This window comes from Mesorhizobium sp. M3A.F.Ca.ET.080.04.2.1, from assembly GCF_003952525.1.
GTDB lineage: Bacteria > Pseudomonadota > Alphaproteobacteria > Rhizobiales > Rhizobiaceae > Mesorhizobium.
In genome coordinates, this window is the sequence record NZ_CP034451.1 from 5,538,507 (window position 1) to 5,556,409 (window position 17,903).

20 protein-coding genes and 1 other RNA gene are annotated in these 17,903 nt (G+C 63.2%); 14 read left to right on the forward strand and 7 right to left on the reverse strand.

Annotated elements, in window-relative coordinates; all coding sequences use genetic code 11:
* Nucleotides 1–22: 22 nt before the first annotated feature.
* Nucleotides 23–454 carry a helix-turn-helix domain-containing protein gene (locus EJ074_RS26355; RefSeq protein WP_095808144.1) on the reverse strand — a complete coding sequence of 144 codons (432 nt, stop codon included), beginning with the start codon at nucleotides 452–454 and terminating at the stop codon, nucleotides 23–25.
* Nucleotides 455–641: 187 nt separating this feature from the next.
* Here EJ074_RS26355 and EJ074_RS26360 point away from each other — a divergent pair, with 187 nt between their 5' ends.
* Nucleotides 642–2,444 (forward strand): chloride channel protein, encoded by a 1,803-nt coding sequence (locus tag EJ074_RS26360; RefSeq protein ID WP_095808143.1) that lies wholly within the window; start codon nucleotides 642–644, stop codon nucleotides 2,442–2,444.
* Between the two features lie 104 nt (nucleotides 2,445–2,548).
* Here the strand turns inward: EJ074_RS26360 and EJ074_RS26365 are convergent, their stop codons facing one another.
* From EJ074_RS26365 to EJ074_RS26380, 4 genes are all read right to left on the reverse strand, one after another.
* Nucleotides 2,549–2,776, reverse strand: a complete 228-nt coding sequence (locus EJ074_RS26365) for a ribbon-helix-helix domain-containing protein (protein ID WP_095808142.1) — start codon at nucleotides 2,774–2,776, stop codon at nucleotides 2,549–2,551.
* A gap of 9 nt (nucleotides 2,777–2,785) precedes the next feature.
* Entirely contained in the window at nucleotides 2,786–2,983 is a 198-nt protein-coding gene (locus tag EJ074_RS26370; RefSeq protein ID WP_095808141.1) for a DUF4169 family protein, read from the reverse strand.
* 16 nt (nucleotides 2,984–2,999) lie between these two features.
* A complete protein-coding gene (locus EJ074_RS26375) occupies nucleotides 3,000–3,530 on the reverse strand; it encodes an SspB family protein (RefSeq protein WP_095808140.1) in 531 nt (176 codons plus the stop codon).
* 117 nt (nucleotides 3,531–3,647) lie between these two features.
* Complete coding sequence (locus tag EJ074_RS26380) at nucleotides 3,648–4,331, reverse strand: TetR/AcrR family transcriptional regulator (RefSeq protein WP_095808139.1); 684 nt, start codon at nucleotides 4,329–4,331, stop codon at nucleotides 3,648–3,650.
* A gap of 174 nt (nucleotides 4,332–4,505) precedes the next feature.
* Here EJ074_RS26380 and EJ074_RS26385 point away from each other — a divergent pair, with 174 nt between their 5' ends.
* Complete coding sequence (locus EJ074_RS26385; RefSeq protein ID WP_095808138.1) at nucleotides 4,506–5,711, forward strand: multidrug effflux MFS transporter; 1,206 nt, start codon at nucleotides 4,506–4,508, stop codon at nucleotides 5,709–5,711.
* 144 nt (nucleotides 5,712–5,855) lie between these two features.
* Here the strand turns inward: EJ074_RS26385 and ssrA are convergent.
* Nucleotides 5,856–6,216: a transfer-messenger RNA gene (gene ssrA, locus EJ074_RS26390) on the reverse strand.
* Between the two features lie 167 nt (nucleotides 6,217–6,383).
* On the opposite strand from ssrA, the gene EJ074_RS26395 reads away from it, so the two are divergent.
* From EJ074_RS26395 to EJ074_RS26420, 6 genes are all read left to right on the forward strand, one after another.
* Nucleotides 6,384–6,695: a DUF2853 family protein gene (locus tag EJ074_RS26395; protein WP_129553873.1), complete on the forward strand. Its 312-nt coding sequence runs from the start codon at nucleotides 6,384–6,386 to the stop codon at nucleotides 6,693–6,695.
* A gap of 147 nt (nucleotides 6,696–6,842) precedes the next feature.
* Entirely contained in the window at nucleotides 6,843–7,637 is a 795-nt protein-coding gene (locus EJ074_RS26400) for a thymidylate synthase (RefSeq protein WP_095808245.1), read from the forward strand.
* 384 nt (nucleotides 7,638–8,021) lie between these two features.
* Nucleotides 8,022–8,813, forward strand: a complete 792-nt coding sequence (gene modA / locus EJ074_RS26405; protein WP_095808136.1) for a molybdate ABC transporter substrate-binding protein — start codon at nucleotides 8,022–8,024, stop codon at nucleotides 8,811–8,813.
* A 22-nt stretch (nucleotides 8,814–8,835) separates the two neighbouring features.
* Nucleotides 8,836–9,540 (forward strand): molybdate ABC transporter permease subunit, encoded by a 705-nt coding sequence (gene modB / locus EJ074_RS26410; RefSeq protein WP_095808135.1) that lies wholly within the window; start codon nucleotides 8,836–8,838, stop codon nucleotides 9,538–9,540.
* On the forward strand, nucleotides 9,537–10,649 hold the full coding sequence (gene modC / locus EJ074_RS26415) for a molybdenum ABC transporter ATP-binding protein (protein ID WP_095808134.1): 1,113 nt from the start codon (nucleotides 9,537–9,539) through the stop codon (nucleotides 10,647–10,649). The genes modB and modC overlap by 4 nt, the downstream gene beginning before the upstream one ends.
* A 76-nt stretch (nucleotides 10,650–10,725) precedes the next feature.
* The gene (locus EJ074_RS26420; RefSeq protein ID WP_095808133.1) at nucleotides 10,726–11,067 is read left to right on the forward strand and encodes a winged helix-turn-helix domain-containing protein; all 342 of its coding nucleotides are present in this window, start codon (nucleotides 10,726–10,728) and stop codon (nucleotides 11,065–11,067) included.
* Nucleotides 11,068–11,184: 117 nt separating this feature from the next.
* Here the strand turns inward: EJ074_RS26420 and cobF are convergent, their stop codons facing one another.
* Nucleotides 11,185–11,949: a precorrin-6A synthase (deacetylating) gene (gene cobF / locus EJ074_RS26425; protein ID WP_095808132.1), complete on the reverse strand. Its 765-nt coding sequence runs from the start codon at nucleotides 11,947–11,949 to the stop codon at nucleotides 11,185–11,187.
* Between the two features lie 131 nt (nucleotides 11,950–12,080).
* Between cobF and EJ074_RS26430 the strand changes: the two genes are divergently transcribed.
* From EJ074_RS26430 to EJ074_RS26455, 6 genes are all read left to right on the forward strand, one after another.
* Complete coding sequence (locus tag EJ074_RS26430; protein WP_095808131.1) at nucleotides 12,081–13,091, forward strand: DUF4424 domain-containing protein; 1,011 nt, start codon at nucleotides 12,081–12,083, stop codon at nucleotides 13,089–13,091.
* Nucleotides 13,091–13,609 (forward strand): dihydrofolate reductase, encoded by a 519-nt coding sequence (locus EJ074_RS26435; protein ID WP_095808130.1) that lies wholly within the window; start codon nucleotides 13,091–13,093, stop codon nucleotides 13,607–13,609. The genes EJ074_RS26430 and EJ074_RS26435 overlap by 1 nt, the downstream gene beginning before the upstream one ends.
* A gap of 246 nt (nucleotides 13,610–13,855) precedes the next feature.
* Entirely contained in the window at nucleotides 13,856–14,968 is a 1,113-nt protein-coding gene (gene hflK, locus EJ074_RS26440; RefSeq protein ID WP_095808129.1) for an FtsH protease activity modulator HflK, read from the forward strand.
* Nucleotides 14,968–15,933, forward strand: coding sequence for a protease modulator HflC (locus tag EJ074_RS26445; protein WP_095808128.1), 966 nt, complete (start codon nucleotides 14,968–14,970; stop codon nucleotides 15,931–15,933). The genes hflK and EJ074_RS26445 overlap by 1 nt, the downstream gene beginning before the upstream one ends.
* 5 nt (nucleotides 15,934–15,938) lie before the next feature.
* Nucleotides 15,939–16,124, forward strand: a complete 186-nt coding sequence (locus EJ074_RS26450; RefSeq protein WP_095808127.1) for a DUF2065 family protein — start codon at nucleotides 15,939–15,941, stop codon at nucleotides 16,122–16,124.
* Between the two features lie 259 nt (nucleotides 16,125–16,383).
* Entirely contained in the window at nucleotides 16,384–17,895 is a 1,512-nt protein-coding gene (locus EJ074_RS26455) for a DegQ family serine endoprotease (protein WP_095808126.1), read from the forward strand.
* The last annotated feature ends 8 nt before the right edge of the window (nucleotides 17,896–17,903 follow it).

The following is a 17,903-nucleotide window of genomic DNA, read 5'->3' on the forward strand; positions in this document are numbered from 1 at the left end:
CGCCGCCTCCCGGCCATGGCGCTCAGGGCTGCTCCCGGCGAGAGAGCAGGCGCCGCAACATGGGCTCGATGCGCGAAAGCTCGTCGAGATGCGCGGCCGACAAATCGGCAAGACGGTCGTCGGCAAGGGGGGTGAGCTGCAACAGCACGCGGCGATTGTCGGCCTTGTCCTGATCGCGCGTAACAAGACCGGCCTCGCAAAGCCGGTTGACCAGTTCGACCGCACTGTGATGGCGGATGCGCAACCGCTCGGCCAGATCGCCGACCGTCACCGGCCCGCCACTGGGGTAACCCTTGATCGCCAGCAGCGCCTGGTGCTGGCGGGGCGTGAGCCCGGCCTCATTCGCCTGAAGCTGGCTGAATTCCAGAAAGCGGCGGATTAGATAGCGGAACTCCGACAGCCGCTGGTATTCGGCCTGGCTGATCGAGGGGCGCGGCTTTTGCGAATGCGTCATACCCCGACTTATGGCTCTTTTGCGCCAAAGCTCAACTCTTATGAAGGCCAGGGCCTGGCGCGATCCTTGTCCAAAATGACGCGGAGCGATGGTCGAAAACAGCCTTGAAGAATTATATCGTATTACGATATGAAGCCGGCCGACAACCGGACGGCACTTGCGCCGCCAGAAAGCTCAGGCTCCCGAAATGAAAACGTCTCACGCCGGAAACGGCCATCTTCGCGACTTCACCACCGATGCGCGGGTGCTCGTCATCGCCGCCATAGCGGTCGTGGTCGCGACCGCCGGGCTGTTCGCCGGCATCGTGCTGTTGAAGCTCATCCGGCTCTCCACAAACATTGCCTATTTCGGCCAGTTCAGTCTGGCCGAACTCAGGCTTGAGGACACCCCGCTCGGCTATGGCGCCGTGATCGTCCCGGTGATCGGCGCGCTGATTATCGGGTTGATGGCTCGTTTCGGCAGCGAGAAGATCCGCGGCCATGGCATTCCCGAAGCCATCGAGGCAATCCTGCTCGGCCGCTCTCGTCTCGATGCCAAGGTGGCGGTGCTGAAGCCGCTGTCGTCGGCGATCTCGATCGGCTCGGGTGGACCGTTCGGCGCCGAGGGCCCGATCATCATGACCGGTGGCGCCATCGGTTCGCTGATCGCGCAGATGCTCCCGGTCAGCGACAATGAGCGCAAGACGCTGCTGGTGGCGGGTGCTGCAGCCGGCATGACGACCGTGTTCGGGACGCCGATCGCCGCCATCATGCTCGCCGTCGAACTGCTCCTGTTCGAATGGACGCCGCGCAGTTTTATTCCTGTCGCCGTGGCGGCGATCATCGCAGAAGTAGAGCGCACCTTGCTGCACCTGCCGGGGCCGATTTTTCCGTTTGCGGGCAGCATGGAAGCTTCGGTCGCCGGGTTGGGCGGCTGGGTGCTGATCGGCATCGCCGCCGGCCTTCTTTCGGGCTTGCTGACGCAGATGGTCTATGCCTGCGAGGATGCGTTTCAAAAACTGCCGATCCACTGGATGTGGTGGCCGATGATCGGCGGCCTGGTGGTCGGCATCGGCGGGCTGATCGAACCGCAGGCGCTCGGCGTCGGCTACGACAACATCGTCAACATGCTGGATGGCCGTATCGTCGCGGGCGCCGCACTCCTGCTGCTCGTGGTGAAGGCCATCATCTGGTCGGTGGCATTGGGTTCTGGAACATCGGGCGGCGTGCTGGCGCCGCTGCTGATCATGGGCGGCGCGATGGGAGCAGTGCTTGCCGGCATCCTGCCGGAAGCGACGCCGGGCTTCTGGCCGCTGCTCGCGATGGCAGCGACCATGGGCGGCACCATGCGCGCGCCCCTCACCGCGACGTTCTTCGCGGTCGAACTCACCGGCAACACTCATATGCTGGTGCCGCTGATCGCGGCTTGCGCGACCGCCCATGCCGTCACCGTTCTGCTGATGAAGCGCTCGATCCTAACCGAAAAGGTGGCGCGGCGCGGGCATCACCTCGTCCGCGAGTATCGGGTCGATCCTTTCGCGCTGACCAGGGTGCGCGAAGTGATGACGACCGAGGTCGAGAGCGTGCCGTCGACCATGACGCTGCATGGCGCGGCGGCGTTCCTGACCGCGCCGCACACCAGGCACCCGAGCTTCCCGGTCATCAACCAGGACGGGCATGTGCTCGGCCTCATCGACCCGCCGGCGATCCTGCGCTGGCGCCGCGCCGGCAAGCACCGCAAGACGACCCTCGGCGAACTGCTTACCGGCAGCAAGGTCACGCTCGCTTATCCCGACGAATATCTCGAAGGATTGTCCGACAAGCTGCTCCTGGCCAATGTCTCGCATCTGCCGGTCGTCTCGCGCGATGAGCAGCGGCTGGTCGGCTATGTCGGCTGGAAGGACCTCATGCGGGTGCGCTCGAAGAAGCAGGCTGAAGAGCGCGAGCGCTCAGCGTTGCTCAGCTTCGGAGCCAAGCGCAAGGCGCGACAGAGCGCCGGCGATCCAGTGTAAGGCGCACGATCTTTCAGATTCGCTCCATGCGCTTTAGGTTTTTGATTCTACGCATCTCTTTGTCCCGAAACCGTTCCCTCTTTCGGGAGACATGTTAGAGCTGCTCAAGGCGGCTTGCCCCCGCGCTTTGCCCAGGCCAGCACATAAAGCCGCAGCGCGGAGGAGAGATTGGCGTCGCGCGTTCTCGTTTCGTCGATTTCGGCTACAAGCGCTGCCAGCGAGATCGAACGCGCCCCCGCGATGGCGACAAGATCGTCGTAGAACGGCTGCTCCAGAGAGAAGCTGGTGCGGTGGCCTCGGATCGTCACCGAGCGTTTTTCGACCGCAGCCATTCGAGGTGCTCAGCGTTCGCCGGGATCGCCGGGCTTTTCGCGGCGATGGCCGTCCATGAACTTTTCGACTCTGTCTGAAGTCAGCCGGTCACGTTCGCGCTCGGCCTTGGAGCGGCCATGCAGCGTCCTGTTCCGGCCGGCTTGGCGTTCTTTCTCGATCCGCGCTTTCTGCTTGCGGGCTTGGCGAAGGTTGACGACGTCGCCCATTGCGCAGCCCGTCCGTTCACTTCTTGCGAAAGGCGTCGAGCGAAACCACGTCGGCGCTCTTGCCGCCCGGATCGGCGACGGCCGTCTTCTTCTCGGCCTCGGCGGCCTTCTTCTTCGTTTCCGGCTTCTTTTCAGCAACCACGGCGACCGGCTCGGGCGGCGTGGGAGCCTCGTCCTCAGCGCTTCCTTCCGACCTGACGTCAAACTCAAGCTCGAAGTTGACCGACGGATCATAGAAGCCGCGCACGGCGGAAAACGGAATCTCCAGCCTTTCCGGAACGTCGGAGAAGGAGAGGCCGACCTCGAAGCCGGTGTCCGTCACTTTGAGATCCCAGTACTGGAACTGAATGACGATGGTCATCTGCTCCGGATATCGCTCCCGCAACCGCGAAGATATGCGCACGCCAGGGGCGCCGGTCAGGAAGGTGATGAAGAAATGATGATTGCCCGGAAGGCCGGTGCGTGCGACTTCCGCCAGAACCTTACGCATGACGCCGCGCAATGCCTCCTGGGCGAGAATGTCGTAGCGGATGTGGTCGTCGGCCATGTGGTGGTCGGGTTCCGTTGAATCGTCCCCATAGCTGTAATCAAGCTTGGGCGCGGCGTAAACCGGATATAGGCGCGAAGCGTTCAGGCCAAGGGGGGACGCGGTTAATTGATTCCCTCAAGCGTGGGCGAGGGCGGCCTTCCTGACGGCTGCCACTTTCGGCAGGCCAAAGGCAGCGAGGAACGTGCGCACGCCATGAGTGGCGGATTGGAGCACCTCGTCGTCCGTCGGCGTGCCCCCGAGCATGAAGGTTATCTGCAATTCGGCATTGACGAGCGCGAGGAATTGGCGTGCCGCCACGTCGGGATCGTCGATCGCGAGATGACCGGCATAGGCAAGGCGGGCGAAGCGGGCGGCAAGCGCCGACCAGGTGCGGCCCGGCCCCTGTTCTCGCCATTCGGCAAAGAGTTCCGGATAGCGCTCGCCCTCGGCCTGAATCAACTTGCGAAGGAACCGGCCATCTCGGTTGCAGATGCAGTTGCGGTTCATGCGCACCGCGAAGGCGATCAGGTCGGCCTCGAGATCGGCGGGCTGGTCGGGGAAGGTGGCGATGGTGGCGAAGATGCCGGCGTTGCAGCGCTCGGTCAGGTCGCGCACCACGGCCATGAAGAGCTTCTCCTTGTCGCGATGATGATTATAAATGGTCTGGCGCGAAACGCCCGCCTCGGCCGCGATCAGGTCGATATTGGCGCCGGCATAGCCTTCCCGGCAGAAAACTGAAGCAGCAGCCCCGACCACCGATATGCGCTTGGCCTCGTGGCTGCGTGGCGGGAAAGTGTCAGGAGAAACGCTCGGCTTCATAAAAATCTATATAGCGGTGATTGACGAATTGGACAAGCCTGTCTAATTTTGTGGACACAATAAAGGGAAATCCGCTCACCAGAGAGTTTCTTGGATGTCGGGTTTTCCGGGGATGGAACGTCCTTGGGTAGACGCCGGAACACGGCGGCAACCAGATCCGAAAGAAGCCCTATCATGAATCCCAAATTCCTCCGCATCGCGGTCGTGCTCGGCTTGTTGTCCGCAATCGGCCCCTTCGCGATCGACATGTATCTCCCCGCATTGCCGTCGATCGGCCAGGATCTGCACGCCGGCACGGCCGCCGTGCAGATGAGCCTGCTGATCTTCTTCCTGTCGATGGGCTTCGGCCAGATCGTCGTCGGTCCGATCTCGGACATGGTCGGGCGCAAGCTGCCGCTTTATGCCGGTCTCGCACTGTTCATGGTCGGCGGCGTCGGCTCGGCGATGGCGCCGACCATCGAATGGCTGATCGCGTTCCGCTTCCTGCAGGGGCTCGGCGCCAGCGCCGGCATGGCAGTGCCGCGCGCCATCGTGCGCGACCTGCACACCGGCAACGAGGCAGCCAAGCTGATGTCGCTGCTGATGCTGGTGTTCTCGGTGTCGCCCATTCTGGCGCCGCTGACCGGCAGCCAGATCATCGAGAGCTTCGGCTGGCGCGCGGTGTTCTGGACGGTCACCGGCGCTGCGGCGCTCGCTACCATCCTACTGGCCACCTCGCTCAGGGAAACGCGGTCGGTCGAGGAGCGTGCCGGCTCGTCCTTCGGAACCGCGCTCTCGGCCTACCGCTATCTGCTGGGCGACCTCAACTTCCTCGGGCTGACGGCCATCGCCGGCTTCGGCATTGCGAGCTTCTTCGTCTATCTGTCGAGCTCGTCCTTCATCCTGATCGACCATTACGGGTTGTCGCCTTCGGTTTACAGCGTGTTCTTCTCGATCAACGCGGTCGCCTTCATCGGCATGTCGCAGCTGACGGGATTGCTGGCGGATCGGTTCGGCCTCAAGCGCGTCGTCTGGGTCGCGGTGACCGGCTATGCCACGGTGATGGTGGCGCTGTTCGCGATCATGGCTTCGGGCGTCGACCGGCTCGACGTGATGGCGGTGATGCTCTTCGTCGGCTACGGTTTCCTCGGCCTCGTCATTCCGACCACATCGGTGCTGGCGATGGAAGAGCATGGCGAGATCGCCGGCACGGCCTCGGCGCTGATGGGCACGCTGCATTTCGCCATCGGCGCGCTGGCGATGGGCGTCGCAGGCGTCTTCTTCGACGGCACGCCGCTGCCGATGGTTGCCGGAATCACCCTCTGCGCGGTCATCGCGTTCAGCCTGGCCAAGGTGACGCTCGGCCGCGCGCGGGAAGCGGTGGAAGCGCCTGCGGAGTAAGAGCCGCCAGTCACATGAAAAGGCCGGGCAGACCGGCCTTTTTCATGTGACGAACTGGCCGCATCGTCCATGTCACGAGCACCAAGGCGGGATACGCGCGGTACGAGCGTTCGGTGGATTTGGAAAGAGAGCGAAGAGAGAGAAGGTGGAGGTTTCTGTTGCCAGGTACCTCCGAACCCCGCCTAGAAGTGCGAACCTCTAGGACTTGATTTGAAGCGTTCGCACTGCATTAAGCAGCGAGACGAGCTTCCGCATAGTTGTCGTTGGCAACTATAAGTTTAGCCCGATGACGGTGGTACAATGCCGGGCAAAAGTACGATCTTTACACCTTCGTCGATCCTATTTCGCCCCCAGCAAAAGCCGCTCCGATCTCCAGAGCGGTTTTTGGTGGAGGCGCCGGGTACCGCCCCCGGGTCCGAACGGCTTATTTCATCGCCTGTTTATCGCCATAGTCGGTCAAGCCGACGAAGCGAATATAGGGATCGATGATGGAAATTGAAAGGCCAAACCGGCACTTGTTCGCTTCGCCTAACTGTGCAGCCGAGGGTTGACTTGAGCGTTCACTCAATCGAAGCTCTGCTGCCGGTGAGGAGTTTCTGACCTAGCGCACAAGTCGCGCGGCGCGCCACAACCTCATCGATCGGATCCGTGGCGCCGACCAGGGGAAATCTGATGGCCGACTATCTTGCGGATGTGAAGAAGTACGACGCCGGCGCCAGCGCCGATGCGGTCGAGAAGATCGTCAAGCATCTGGGCATCGCGCTCAGGAATCGGGATTCCTCATTGGTGTCCTGCACGGACGCCAAGGAACTCGAGCGTGTCCGGGAAAACTGGGTCGGCAAAAAGCTCGGCGTCGCCGACGTCAAGAAGGCCGACGGTGCGATCGAGAAGGCCTGCAAGGCGATGGCCGCCGACAACACCAAGAGCCGGGTGACTTTCTATTATCTTGTGGCGAAGGATCTCGGCAAGCTCGGCGCCCTCTGAGGCAAGTTCCTCGGCAGCCGGCACGGCGACATCGTGCCGGCGCCGTCGATCTCTGCTACAGGGCTCATATTGGCGGCCGGCTTTTGCGGTGTTCTACCGTGGGCCAGTCGGCTATGATTGCTTGTCATCCGAATCGAGGCGGAGCCGATGCGCCAATATCTCGACCTCCTGAAGCATGTGCTGGAGAACGGCGCCGACCGCGGCGACCGCACCGGCACCGGCACGCGTTCGGTGTTCGGCTACCAGATGCGGTTCGATCTTGCGCGCGGCTTCCCGGTCACCACCACCAAGAAGCTGCACCTGAAGTCGATCATCCACGAACTCCTGTGGTTCCTGGCGGGCGACACCAACATCAAATATCTCAACGACAACGGCGTCACCATCTGGGACGAATGGGCCGACGAAAACGGCGACCTCGGTCCGGTCTATGGCAAGCAATGGCGTTCGTGGCCGGACGGGCATGGCGGCGAGATCGACCAGATCGCGGGGCTCCTCAAGGAGATTCGCAAGAATCCCAATTCGCGCCGGCTGATCGTCTCTGCCTGGAACCCGGCCGAGGTGGAGGCGATGGCGCTGCCGCCGTGCCACTGCCTGTTTCAGTTCTATGTCTCGGAAGGCCGGCTTTCCTGCCAGCTCTATCAGCGCTCGGCCGACATCTTCCTCGGTGTGCCCTTCAACATCGCATCCTATGCCTTGTTGACCATGATGGTGGCGCAGGTGACCGGGCTGAAGCCCGGCGACTTCGTCCACACGCTCGGCGACGCGCATCTCTATTCGAATCATTTCGAGCAGGCGCGGGAGCAGATGCGGCGCACGCCGAAGCCGTTGCCGACGATGTGGATCAACCCGGAGGTGAAGGATCTTTTCGCCTTCCGCTTCGAGGATTTCCGCCTCGAGAACTATTTTGCCGACGCGAGCATCAAGGCGCCGATCGCGGTCTGACTCCAAATTGGCCGCTCCAGGCGCGGCAGAAGACCGCCAGCAGGTGCTGCCGCCCATGACCCGGCAGCTTTACCGCGGAAGCCAGCTTGCTTTTTTCCGAGTTGCCGATCGGCGGCCGCTTCGTTGGCAATCGAGGCCCATTAAAAAGCGCGCCGCGCTGAAACGGATCCAGGCGACGCGCTTTCGGTCGCAAAACCGCTGCACACTTTTGCGCGACATGCAGCGAACTACCCCGGATGCCGCCGCTATATCGTTTCGAGTCTATCGGAGGCTTGGGAAGCCCCGTCATTCAATGGTACTGTGCGCAAAAAGGCTTTCATTGTTATGTTCTCCAGGATATATCGATAAGGCTTTTGGGCGGACGAATTTCAAACAGGAGGTTTCATGACGGGGAACGGTTTTGGATTGAAGAGGATCGCCATTGGCGGCCTGACGGCGGCGTTGATGGCGTCGGCGCCTGCCCATGCCGGCGACAAGGTGATCGTATTCGCCGCCGCAAGCCTCAAGAACGCGCTTGATGCCGTCAACAAGGCGTGCGAGCCCGAAGTCGGCGAAGCGGCGACCATTTCCTACGCGGCAAGCTCGGCGCTGGCCAAGCAGATCGAAGGCGGCGCGCCCGCCGATGTCTTCATCTCGGCCGACCTCGACTGGATGAAGTATCTTTCAGACAAGAAGCTGACGAAGCAGGACACCGAAGTGAAGCTGCTCGGCAACCAGATCGTGCTGGTGGCGCCCAAGGATTCCACGGTCGAAGCCAAGGTGGACAAAGGCTTCGATCTCGCCAAGCTGATCGGCGGCGGCAGGCTCGCCATGGGCGACATAAAGGCAGTGCCGGCCGGCAAGTACGGCAAGGCGGCGCTGGAATCGCTGGGCATATGGTCCTCGGTCGAAGACAAGGTCGCGCAGGCCGAGAACGTGCGCGCCGCGCTGAAGCTGGTGTCGACGGGCGAGGCCCCGCTCGGAATTGTCTACGCCACTGACGCGCATGCGGAAAAAGGCGTGAAGATTGTCGGCACTTTCCCGGAAGATTCGCATCCGCCGATCATCTATCCGATTGCCCAGACAGCGGATTCGAAGGACAAGGATACGGCTGCCTTCCTGAAGTGCGTCGAGTCGGCCAAGGCTGCGGAGCTGTTCAAGGAACAGGGCTTCACGATCCTCAGCCCGAGCAACTGAGAAAGACCTCGCAAACGCAATCATGAATTGGCTGCTGGACCTCACTCCCGAAGAATGGAATGCGGTCCGGCTGTCGATCAAGGTGGCAACGGTGGCGATGTTCGCCAGCCTGCCACCGGGCATCCTGATCGCGCTCCTGCTGGCTCGCGGCCGTTTCTGGGGCAAGACGCTTGTCAATGGGTTGGTGCACCTGCCGCTGATCTTGCCGCCGGTGGTGACCGGCTATCTACTGCTGCTCACCTTCGGTAAGCGGGGCCTCGCCGGCGCCTTCCTTGCCGAGCATTTCGGCATCGTGTTTTCGTTCCGCTGGACGGGCGCGGCCCTTGCCTGCGGCGTCATGGGCTTTCCCCTGATGGTGCGGGCGATCCGGCTGTCGATCGAGGCCGTCGACCGCAAGATGGAGGCCGCGGCCGGTACGCTCGGCGCCAATCCGCTCTGGGTCTTTGCCACCATTACGCTGCCGCTGATCCTGCCCGGCCTGATTGCCGGCGCGATCCTCTCCTTCGCCAAGGCCATGGGAGAGTTCGGAGCCACGATCACCTTCGTCTCCAACATCCCCAACGAGACGCAGACGCTGCCCTCGGCGATCTACACCTTTACGCAGGTGCCGGGGGGCGATGCCGGAGCACTCCGACTGACTTTGATCTCCATCCTCATCTCGATGGTGGCGCTGGTCGCCTCGGAGGTGCTGGCGCGACGCGTCGGCCGGCGGATGGATATCGAATGACGCTCTCCGTCGACATCAGCCATCGCCTCGGCGATTTCGCCGTCGAAGCGAATTTCGAAAGCGGGGGCCGGCTGACGGCGCTGTTCGGCCCGTCGGGCTCGGGCAAGTCGACGCTGATCAACCTGATTGCCGGCCTGATTCGACCGGACAAGGGGCGCATCGCGGCCGACGACCGCGTACTCGTCGACACTGCTGCGGATGTTTTCGTGCCGCTGCACAAGCGGCGCATCGGCATGGTGTTCCAGGATGCGCGGCTCTTCCCGCATATGAGCGTCGCCGGAAATCTGCGCTATGGACGTTGGTTCACGCCGCCCGCCGAGCGCTACGCCAATATGGATGCGGTGGTCGACTTGCTCGGGATCGGCCATCTGCTCGAGCGGCGGCCAGCGAGACTGTCGGGCGGCGAGAAGCAGCGCGTGGCGATCGGTCGTGCCCTGCTGGCCAGCCCTAGGCTGCTCCTGATGGACGAGCCGCTCGCTTCGCTGGACGACGCGCGCAAGGCCGAGATACTGCCCTATGTCGAGCGGCTTCGCGACGAGACGAAGATCCCGATCGTCTATGTCAGCCATTCGATCGCCGAGGTGGCACGGCTGGCCAGCGTCGTCGTGGTGCTGGCGCAAGGAAAGGTCGCAGCCTGCGGCGCGACCGAAGCGATCATGCAGCGGCTGGATCTCTTGCCGGCGGAGGAGCGCGGCGAGGGCGGCGCGGTGCTGGATACCAAGGTTCTGCGTCATGACGAGGCGTTCGGCATGACGGTGCTGGGATCGCCTGCCGGCGAGATCCGCGTGCCCCGCCTAGGGCAATTGGCAGGAGCTTCGGTGCGGCTGCGGATCCGTGCCCGCGACGTCATGATCGCAACCGAGCATCCGGCGGGCCTCAGCGCGCTCAACATACTGGCGGGGACGATCGCGGCGATCGGGCCAGGCATCGGACCGACGGTGGAAATCGCCATCGACTGCAACGGCGTGACGGTGCTGGCGCGCATCACCGACCAGTCGAAACGAACCTTGAACCTTGCGCTGGGCCGCAAGGTCTTTGCCGTCATCAAGACGGTGAGCTTCGACAGCGCGACGACAGGGGCCGGGCTCCCGGTCGAAGCCGATGGGTGAAATATCGCTATGTTGCATTGGAATAGCGCTTTGGCGGCAGAGGGGTTAATCTCGGCATGACCGCGGAGAACAAGAGATGCCGTCGCTGAGTTTGCGCGTAAACCTAGACCCAGATGGGCGAATTGGACCCGGCAAGATCGAGCTTCTCGAGCAGATCGCGGCCTTCGGCTCGATCTCGGCCGCGGCGCGCGGCATGGAAATGTCCTACAAGCACGCCTGGGACCTTGTGGAGGACATGAACCGGGTGTTCGGCAAGCCATTGGTTGCGGCGCAGACCGGCGGCAGGAAAGGCGGCGGCGCGCAGTTGACGGCAGTCGGCCTTGCGGTTGTCAGCCGCTTCAGGGCCATAGAGCGTGCTGCCACCTCGGCGGCTGCCGTGCATATGGAAGCCCTGCAGGCGGAAATCGACGCAGGGTAGGGATTAGGCAGTAGGCAGTAGGCAGTAGGCAGTGGGCAGTGATGTCCTCGAGTTGCTCGACGCGCGCGAATCGACGACTGTCGATCGCCCTACTGCCTAATCCCTACTGCCTAATTCCTATTCCTCGGGCTTGCGCAGCAGATACGTGTCCATAATCCAGCCTTGCTTGCGCCGGGCTTCCTCACGGACCCTTTCGATCTCGGCGCCAACGTCGCCGAGCCTCCCCGAGATGATGATCTGGTCCGGCGTGCCGAGATAAGCGCCCCATTGGATGAACACATCCTTGTCGGCCAGCGTATTGAAAGCGCATTTGCCGTCGAGCATGACTACCGTCGAACCGGCATTGGTCGGCAGGCCTTCCTCGGTCAGGCGGCGGCCGGTGGTGACCAGGATCGAATCGCCGATGCGGTTCAGCGCCGTCGCATGAGCTGACGCGAGCGCTTGAACGGCGGTGATACCGGGGATGACCTCCAGCTCGAAACCGACATTGCCCCTGACGCGCACACGCTCGAGGATGCGCAGCGCGCTGTCATAGAGCGAAGGGTCGCCCCAGATCAGGAAGGCGCCGTAACCGTCTTCGTCGAGCTCGTCGCGGATCAGGGTCTCGTAGATCCCGGCGATCGCCTCGTGCCAGTCGTCGACGGTCGCACGGTAGGACGATGTCGGTTCGGCCCGCACCGGCACGTCGAACTCGACCCGTCGCGACTGCGGGTTGGTGACGAAGCGGTCGCAGATCTGCCGACGCAGCTCCGCGAGATCGTTCTTTTTGGCGCCCTTGTCGGGAATGAACAGCACGTCGGCCCGGTTCAGGCCGTTGATGGCCTGTACCGTCAGATGTTCGGGATTGCCGGCGCCGATGCCGATGACGAGAAGCTTGCGCATAAGGCGCTCTCCTGCCCGATCGGGCCTCGCGTGTCCAGACGGCTCCCTTGCCCAGACTGCCGCGGAAGGGCTTTGAAACGCCGCGTGGAACCGGCTAGGCTGACGCCGGCAGTCTTGCCGAGAAGGATTCCATGTTCCGCACAATTCTCATCGCAGCCCTGATGTTCTCGGCCGCGCCGGCCTTGGCCAACGATTCCGTCGCCGAACTCGGCACCGGAGGGCTGATCCTGTCGCGCAGCGACGCTGTCGCCATGAAAAGCGAGGACCTTTTCATCTCGCCGGATAAGGTGACGGTCGACTATGTGTTCCGCAACAACACCGATAAGGATGTCGACGCCATCGTCGCCTTCCCGATGCCCGACATCGAGGGCGATCCAAACGAGATGCCGGCCATCCCGGAAGCACAGAGCGACAATTTCCTCGGCTTCGAGGTGACGATCGACGGCGTGGACTTAAAGCCGCAGCTTGAACAAAGAGCGTTTGCGCTGGGCATCGACATCTCCGCCGATCTCAAGGCGCAGAACGTGCCGCTCTATCCGTTCGGCGATGCCGCCAAGGCGGCGCTGGCGAAACTGCCGAAGGATGTCGCCGAGGACTGGGAAAACCGCGGCATCATCATCGAGGACACCGCCGATGACGGCTCGGGGATGCAAACCGCCTACGCGCCGTTCTGGCAGTTGCGGTCCACCTATTGGTGGGGCTCGACTTTTCCCGCGAACAAGGACGTCCATGTCTCGCATAGCTACAAGCCAAGCGTTGGCGGCACGTCCTCGGTCAACTTCTATTATGAGGGCAAGTTCCAGGGTCAGTACGACGCCTACAAGACCCGCTACTGCATGGACGAAGCGTTCGAGAACGCGGTGCGAAAGGCGGCCAAGGCGGACCCGGACGGCTATCCGAAATATTTCGAGAACCGGATCGCCTATATCCTGACCACCGGCGGCAATTGGGCATCAGGCAATATCGGCAATTTCAAGCTGACGATCGACAAGGGCAGCCCGAACAATCTCGTTTCCTTCTGCGGCCACAATGTCCGCAAGGTGAGCCCCACGACCTTCGAGATGACAGCCAAGGATTTTTATCCCGAGCACGACATCGATATTCTATTGCTCGAGCCCTCTGACGGCGGGAACGGCGGCTGATGGACATCGCGATTTACGTCGCCATTGCCGAAAATGGCGTGATCGGACGCGAGGGCGGCTTGCCATGGCGGCTGTCCAGCGATCTCAAGCGCTTCAAGTCCGACACGATGGGCAAGCCCATCATCATGGGCCGCAAGACCTATGAAGGCATCGGCCGGCCGCTGCCCGGCAGGCTCAACATCGTGGTGACGCGAGACAAGACCTGGCGCGCCGAGGGCATAGAGGTCGCGCATTCGCTCGACGAGGCGGTCACGCTGGCCAAGGTGCGCGGCCGCTGCATGGCGGGCGCCGAGGAGATCTGCGTCGTCGGCGGCGGCGAAATCTATGCCCAGGCGCTGCCGCTTGCCGACCGGCTCCACGTCACCCATGTGCTGGCCGAGGTCGATGGCGATGCACATTTTCCGCCGATCGATCCGGCCATCTGGCGGATCGTGCGGGCCGAGGATTTTCCGGCGGGCGAAAAGGACAGCCATGCGACGCGCTACACCGTCTACGAGCGCCGCAGCGACCATCGGTGATGAGGATAACGGGTCGCTGCCGGCTCAAAATCGGACGGCGCGGGCGGGAGACCGCGTTGAAAGCGCGGCACGGCGTCCCTATAGAAGTACGACAATACAGCGCCGCACCTGCAACCGGAGGCGCAAAAGGACGCTGTAAAACTTTGATTTGGCGCGTGATTCCTTTCCGAAAACCGATACCGGTTTTCAGGGGCATGCGTTAGGATTGCGCCGCAAGGCCGAGGGAACCGGAGCGAAAGGACTTTCATGCCCTGGAACGACAAGAGCGGCGGCGGCGGCCCGTGGGGCGGCGGCGGCAATCAGGGACCCTGGGGGCAGGGGCCGAAAGGGCCAAGCGGACCGCAAGGTTCACCCCCCGACCTCGAGGACATCATCCGCCGCGGCCAGGACAGGTTGCGGCGCGCGCTTCCGGGCGGCGGCGGCGCCAGCCCCGCAGTCTTCGGCCTGATCGCGCTGGCACTGGTCGTGCTTTGGGCCTTCAAGGCAATCTATACGGTGCAGCCCGACGAAGTTGCGGTGGAATTGCGCTTCGGCAAGCCGAAAGCAGAACTTTCGCAGCCTGGCCTGCATTTCCATTGGTGGCCGATCGAGACGGTCGAGACGGCCAAGATTTCCGAACAGCTGGTCAGCATCGGTGGCGGATCGAGCAGCGGCTCCGGGCTGATGCTCTCCGGCGACCAGAACATCGTCAATGTGCAGTTCTCGGTCGCTTATCAGGTCTCCGACCCCAGGGCCTATCTGTTCGACGTGTCCGATCCCGACGGCATGCTGACGCAAGTGGCCGAAAGCGCCATGCGCGAGGCCGTCGGCCGGCGGCCGGCACAGGACATCTTCCGCGACGATCGCCAGGGTATTGCTGCCTCGGTGCGCGAAATCATCCAGACGACGCTCGATGGCTATAAGGCCGGGCTGCAGGTCAACGCGATCTCGATCGAGGACGCGGCGCCTCCGCGCGAAGTGGCCGATGCCTTCGACGAGGTGCAGCGGGCCGAGCAGGACGAAGACAAGTTCGTCGAGCAGGCCAACCAATATTCCAATCAGAAACTCGGCCAGGCGCGCGGCGCGGCGGCGCAGATCCGCGAGGACGCCGCCGCCTATAAGAACCGCGTCGTGCAGGAGGCCGAAGGTGAGGCGCAGCGCTTCATCTCCGTCTACAACGAATATGCCAAGGCGCCCGATGTGACGCGCAAACGCCTTTATCTGGAAACGATGGAGAAGATCCTGAAGGACTCGAACAAGGTCGTCGTCGAGCAGGGCAACGGGCAAGGCGTGCTGCCCTATCTGCCGCTGCCGGCACTGCAGCCGAAGGCGCCGACGGCGTCGGCCCCCCTGGGCGGCACGACGGGAGGTAACCAGTGATGGCCAACCGTCTTCCCATCATCGCCGTCATCGCGGCTGTGCTTCTTTTCCTGCTCTATTCGTCAGTGTTCGTGGTCAGCGCGGGCCAGCAGGCGATCGTGCTGAGGTTCGGCGAGATCATCGACGTCAAGAGCGAGCCCGGCGTCTACTTCAAGGCGCCGTTCGCCTTCTTCGACGCCGACAGCGTGCAGATGGTCGAGAAGCGCGTGATGCGTTTCGATCTCGACAACATTCGCGTCCAGGTGTCCGGCGGCAAGTTCTACGAGGTCGACGCCTTCATCGCCTACCGCATTTCGGATCCGCGCACCTTCCGCGCCGCGGTGTCGGGGCAGGTGGAACTGGCCGAAGCCCGCCTGAAGACCCGCCTCGACGCGGCGCTGCGGCGAGTCTACGGCTTGCGCGACTTCGAAGCGGCGCTTTCCGAGGAGCGCGCCGTCATGATGCGCGAGGTGCGCGATCAGTTGCGCCCGGACGCCACGTCGCTCGGCCTCGACATCGAGGATGTGCGCATTCGCCGGACCGATCTGACGGCCGAAGTCTCGCAGCAGACCTACGACCGCATGAAGGCCGAACGCCTCGCAGAGGCGGAGCGGCTTCGCGCACGCGGCAACGAGGCGGCGCAGCGCATCAAGGCAAGGGCCGATCGCGAGGTCGTCGAGATCGTCGCCGAGGCGCAGAAGGAATCCGAAATCCTGCGCGGTGAGGGCGAGGCGCAACGCAGTGCCACCTTCGCGGAAGCCTACCAGCGCGATCCGGCCTTCTTCGACTTCTATCGCTCGATGAACGCTTACGGCACGGCGTTGGACAACACCGGGACCACCATGGTGCTGTCGCCCAACTCCGAGTTCTTCCGCTTCTTCCGCGATCCGGAAAGCAAGCCTGTCCCTGGACCGGGGGCAGCAGCACCGCAACCGGGACCGGCGCAGCCTGCGGCGCCGGCGACGCAGCCCAGCACCGCCCAGTAGCGGCGGTGCAGGATTTTCTTGCGGCAGTCGGCCTGGTTCTCGTCATCGAGGGCCTGGTCTATGGAGGCTTTCCGGGCCTGGCCCGGAAGCTCGCCGCGGAGGTGCTGTCGATGCCGGAGAGCGCGCTGCGATTTGGCGGGCTGGCCGCGATCGCAGTCGGCGTCGGCATCGTCTGGCTGGTGCGCGGCTAATGAAAATTCCTTAGAGCCGGATGACCTTCAGGTCGAACCCACCTGGAATCCGAATCCGTTTCCAGATCAAAGAAATAGGGCATGAGGTCATCCGAAAACCGCTTCACACTTTTCGGCAGCGCCCTGGTGCCGCGGCGATTGACGATTTATCGTTCGCCGATAGCTATAGCCGCAAACGTGCCTTATTTCTTGCCAACATGAACCGGACAGGCGTCTTTGCGGAAGCGCTGTTCCCTTTCAGAAACACCGGGAGGCCACGATGATATCCGACACCCTGTTGCGCGCGGCGCGGCGTACGCTTTTCGCCGGCGCCACCGCATTCGTCGTCGGCATTGTTGCCGTCCCGTCTTTCGTGGCCCCCACGATCGCTGCAGACGGGCCGCCTTCGGTCGCTGATCTCGCCGAGCATCTGCTCGGGGCGGTGGTCAACATCTCGACCTCGCAGACGGTCAAAGGCACGGAAGGTCCGGGCGCGGTGCCGATGCCGCAGCTTCCCGAAGGCTCGCCCTTCCAGGATTTCTTCGACGACTTCTTCAAGAACCGTGGCGGTGACAAAGGCGGCGGGCAGAAGGTGCAGTCGCTGGGTTCCGGCTTCGTCATCGACGCCGAGCAGGGCATCGTGGTGACCAACAACCACGTCATCGCCGATGCCGACGACATCGAAGTGAATTTCTCAGACGGCGTGACGCTGAAGGCGACGCTTGTCGGCACCGACACCAAGACCGACGTCGCGGTGCTGAAGGTCGATCCCAAGGGCCACAAGCTGACGGCGGTGAAGTTCGGCGATTCCACCAAGATGCGCGTCGGCGACTGGGTGATGGCGATCGGCAATCCGTTCGGCCTCGGAGGCACGGTGACGGTCGGCATCATCTCGGCGCGCAACCGCGACATCAATTCCGGCCCCTATGACGACTTCATCCAGACGGACGCCGCCATCAATCGCGGCAATTCCGGCGGCCCGCTGTTCAACAGCATCGGCGAGGTCATCGGCATCAACACGGCGATCATATCGCCGTCGGGCGGCTCTATCGGCATCGGCTTCTCGATCCCATCGCAGCTTGCCGCGGGCGTGGTCGACCAGCTTCGCCAGTTTGGCGAGACGCGGCGCGGCTGGCTTGGCGTGCGCATCCAGCCGGTGACCGACGACATCGCCGAAAGCCTCGGCATGGCAACCGCCAAGGGGGCGCTGGTGGCCGGCGTCATCAAGGGCGGTCCGGTCGACAACGGTTCGGTTCAGGCCGGCGACGTCATCATCAAATTCGACGGCAAGGACATCCACGAGATGCGCGACTTGCCGCGCGTCGTCGCTGAAAGCCCTGTCGGCAAGGCGGTGGACGTGGTGATCGTGCGCAAGGGCGTCGAGCAGACGGTCAAGGTGACGCTCGGCCGGCTCGAGGACGGCGAGAAGCTGGCCAGTGGCGAGAAAGGCAATACCGATCAGGACAATGGCGACAAGGCGGCTCCGGTGTCCACGGCTTCGGTGCTCGGCATGACGATCGGCGAGCTCAACGAGCAGACGCGGCAGAAATTCAGCATCGCGGCCGATGTCTCAGGCGTCGTCATCACCGACGTTGCCAAGGATTCGGCCGCCGCCGAGCGCGGCATTCAGCCCGGCGAGGTGATCACCGAGATTGCACAGGAATCGGTCGGCACGCCGAAGGATGTCATGGACCGGATCGGCGCGCTTAAGGACCAGGGCCGCAAGAACGCGTTGCTGATGCTGGCCTCGAAGTCCGGCGAATTGCGCTTCGTGACGATCCGCATGGATTAGCATTCACC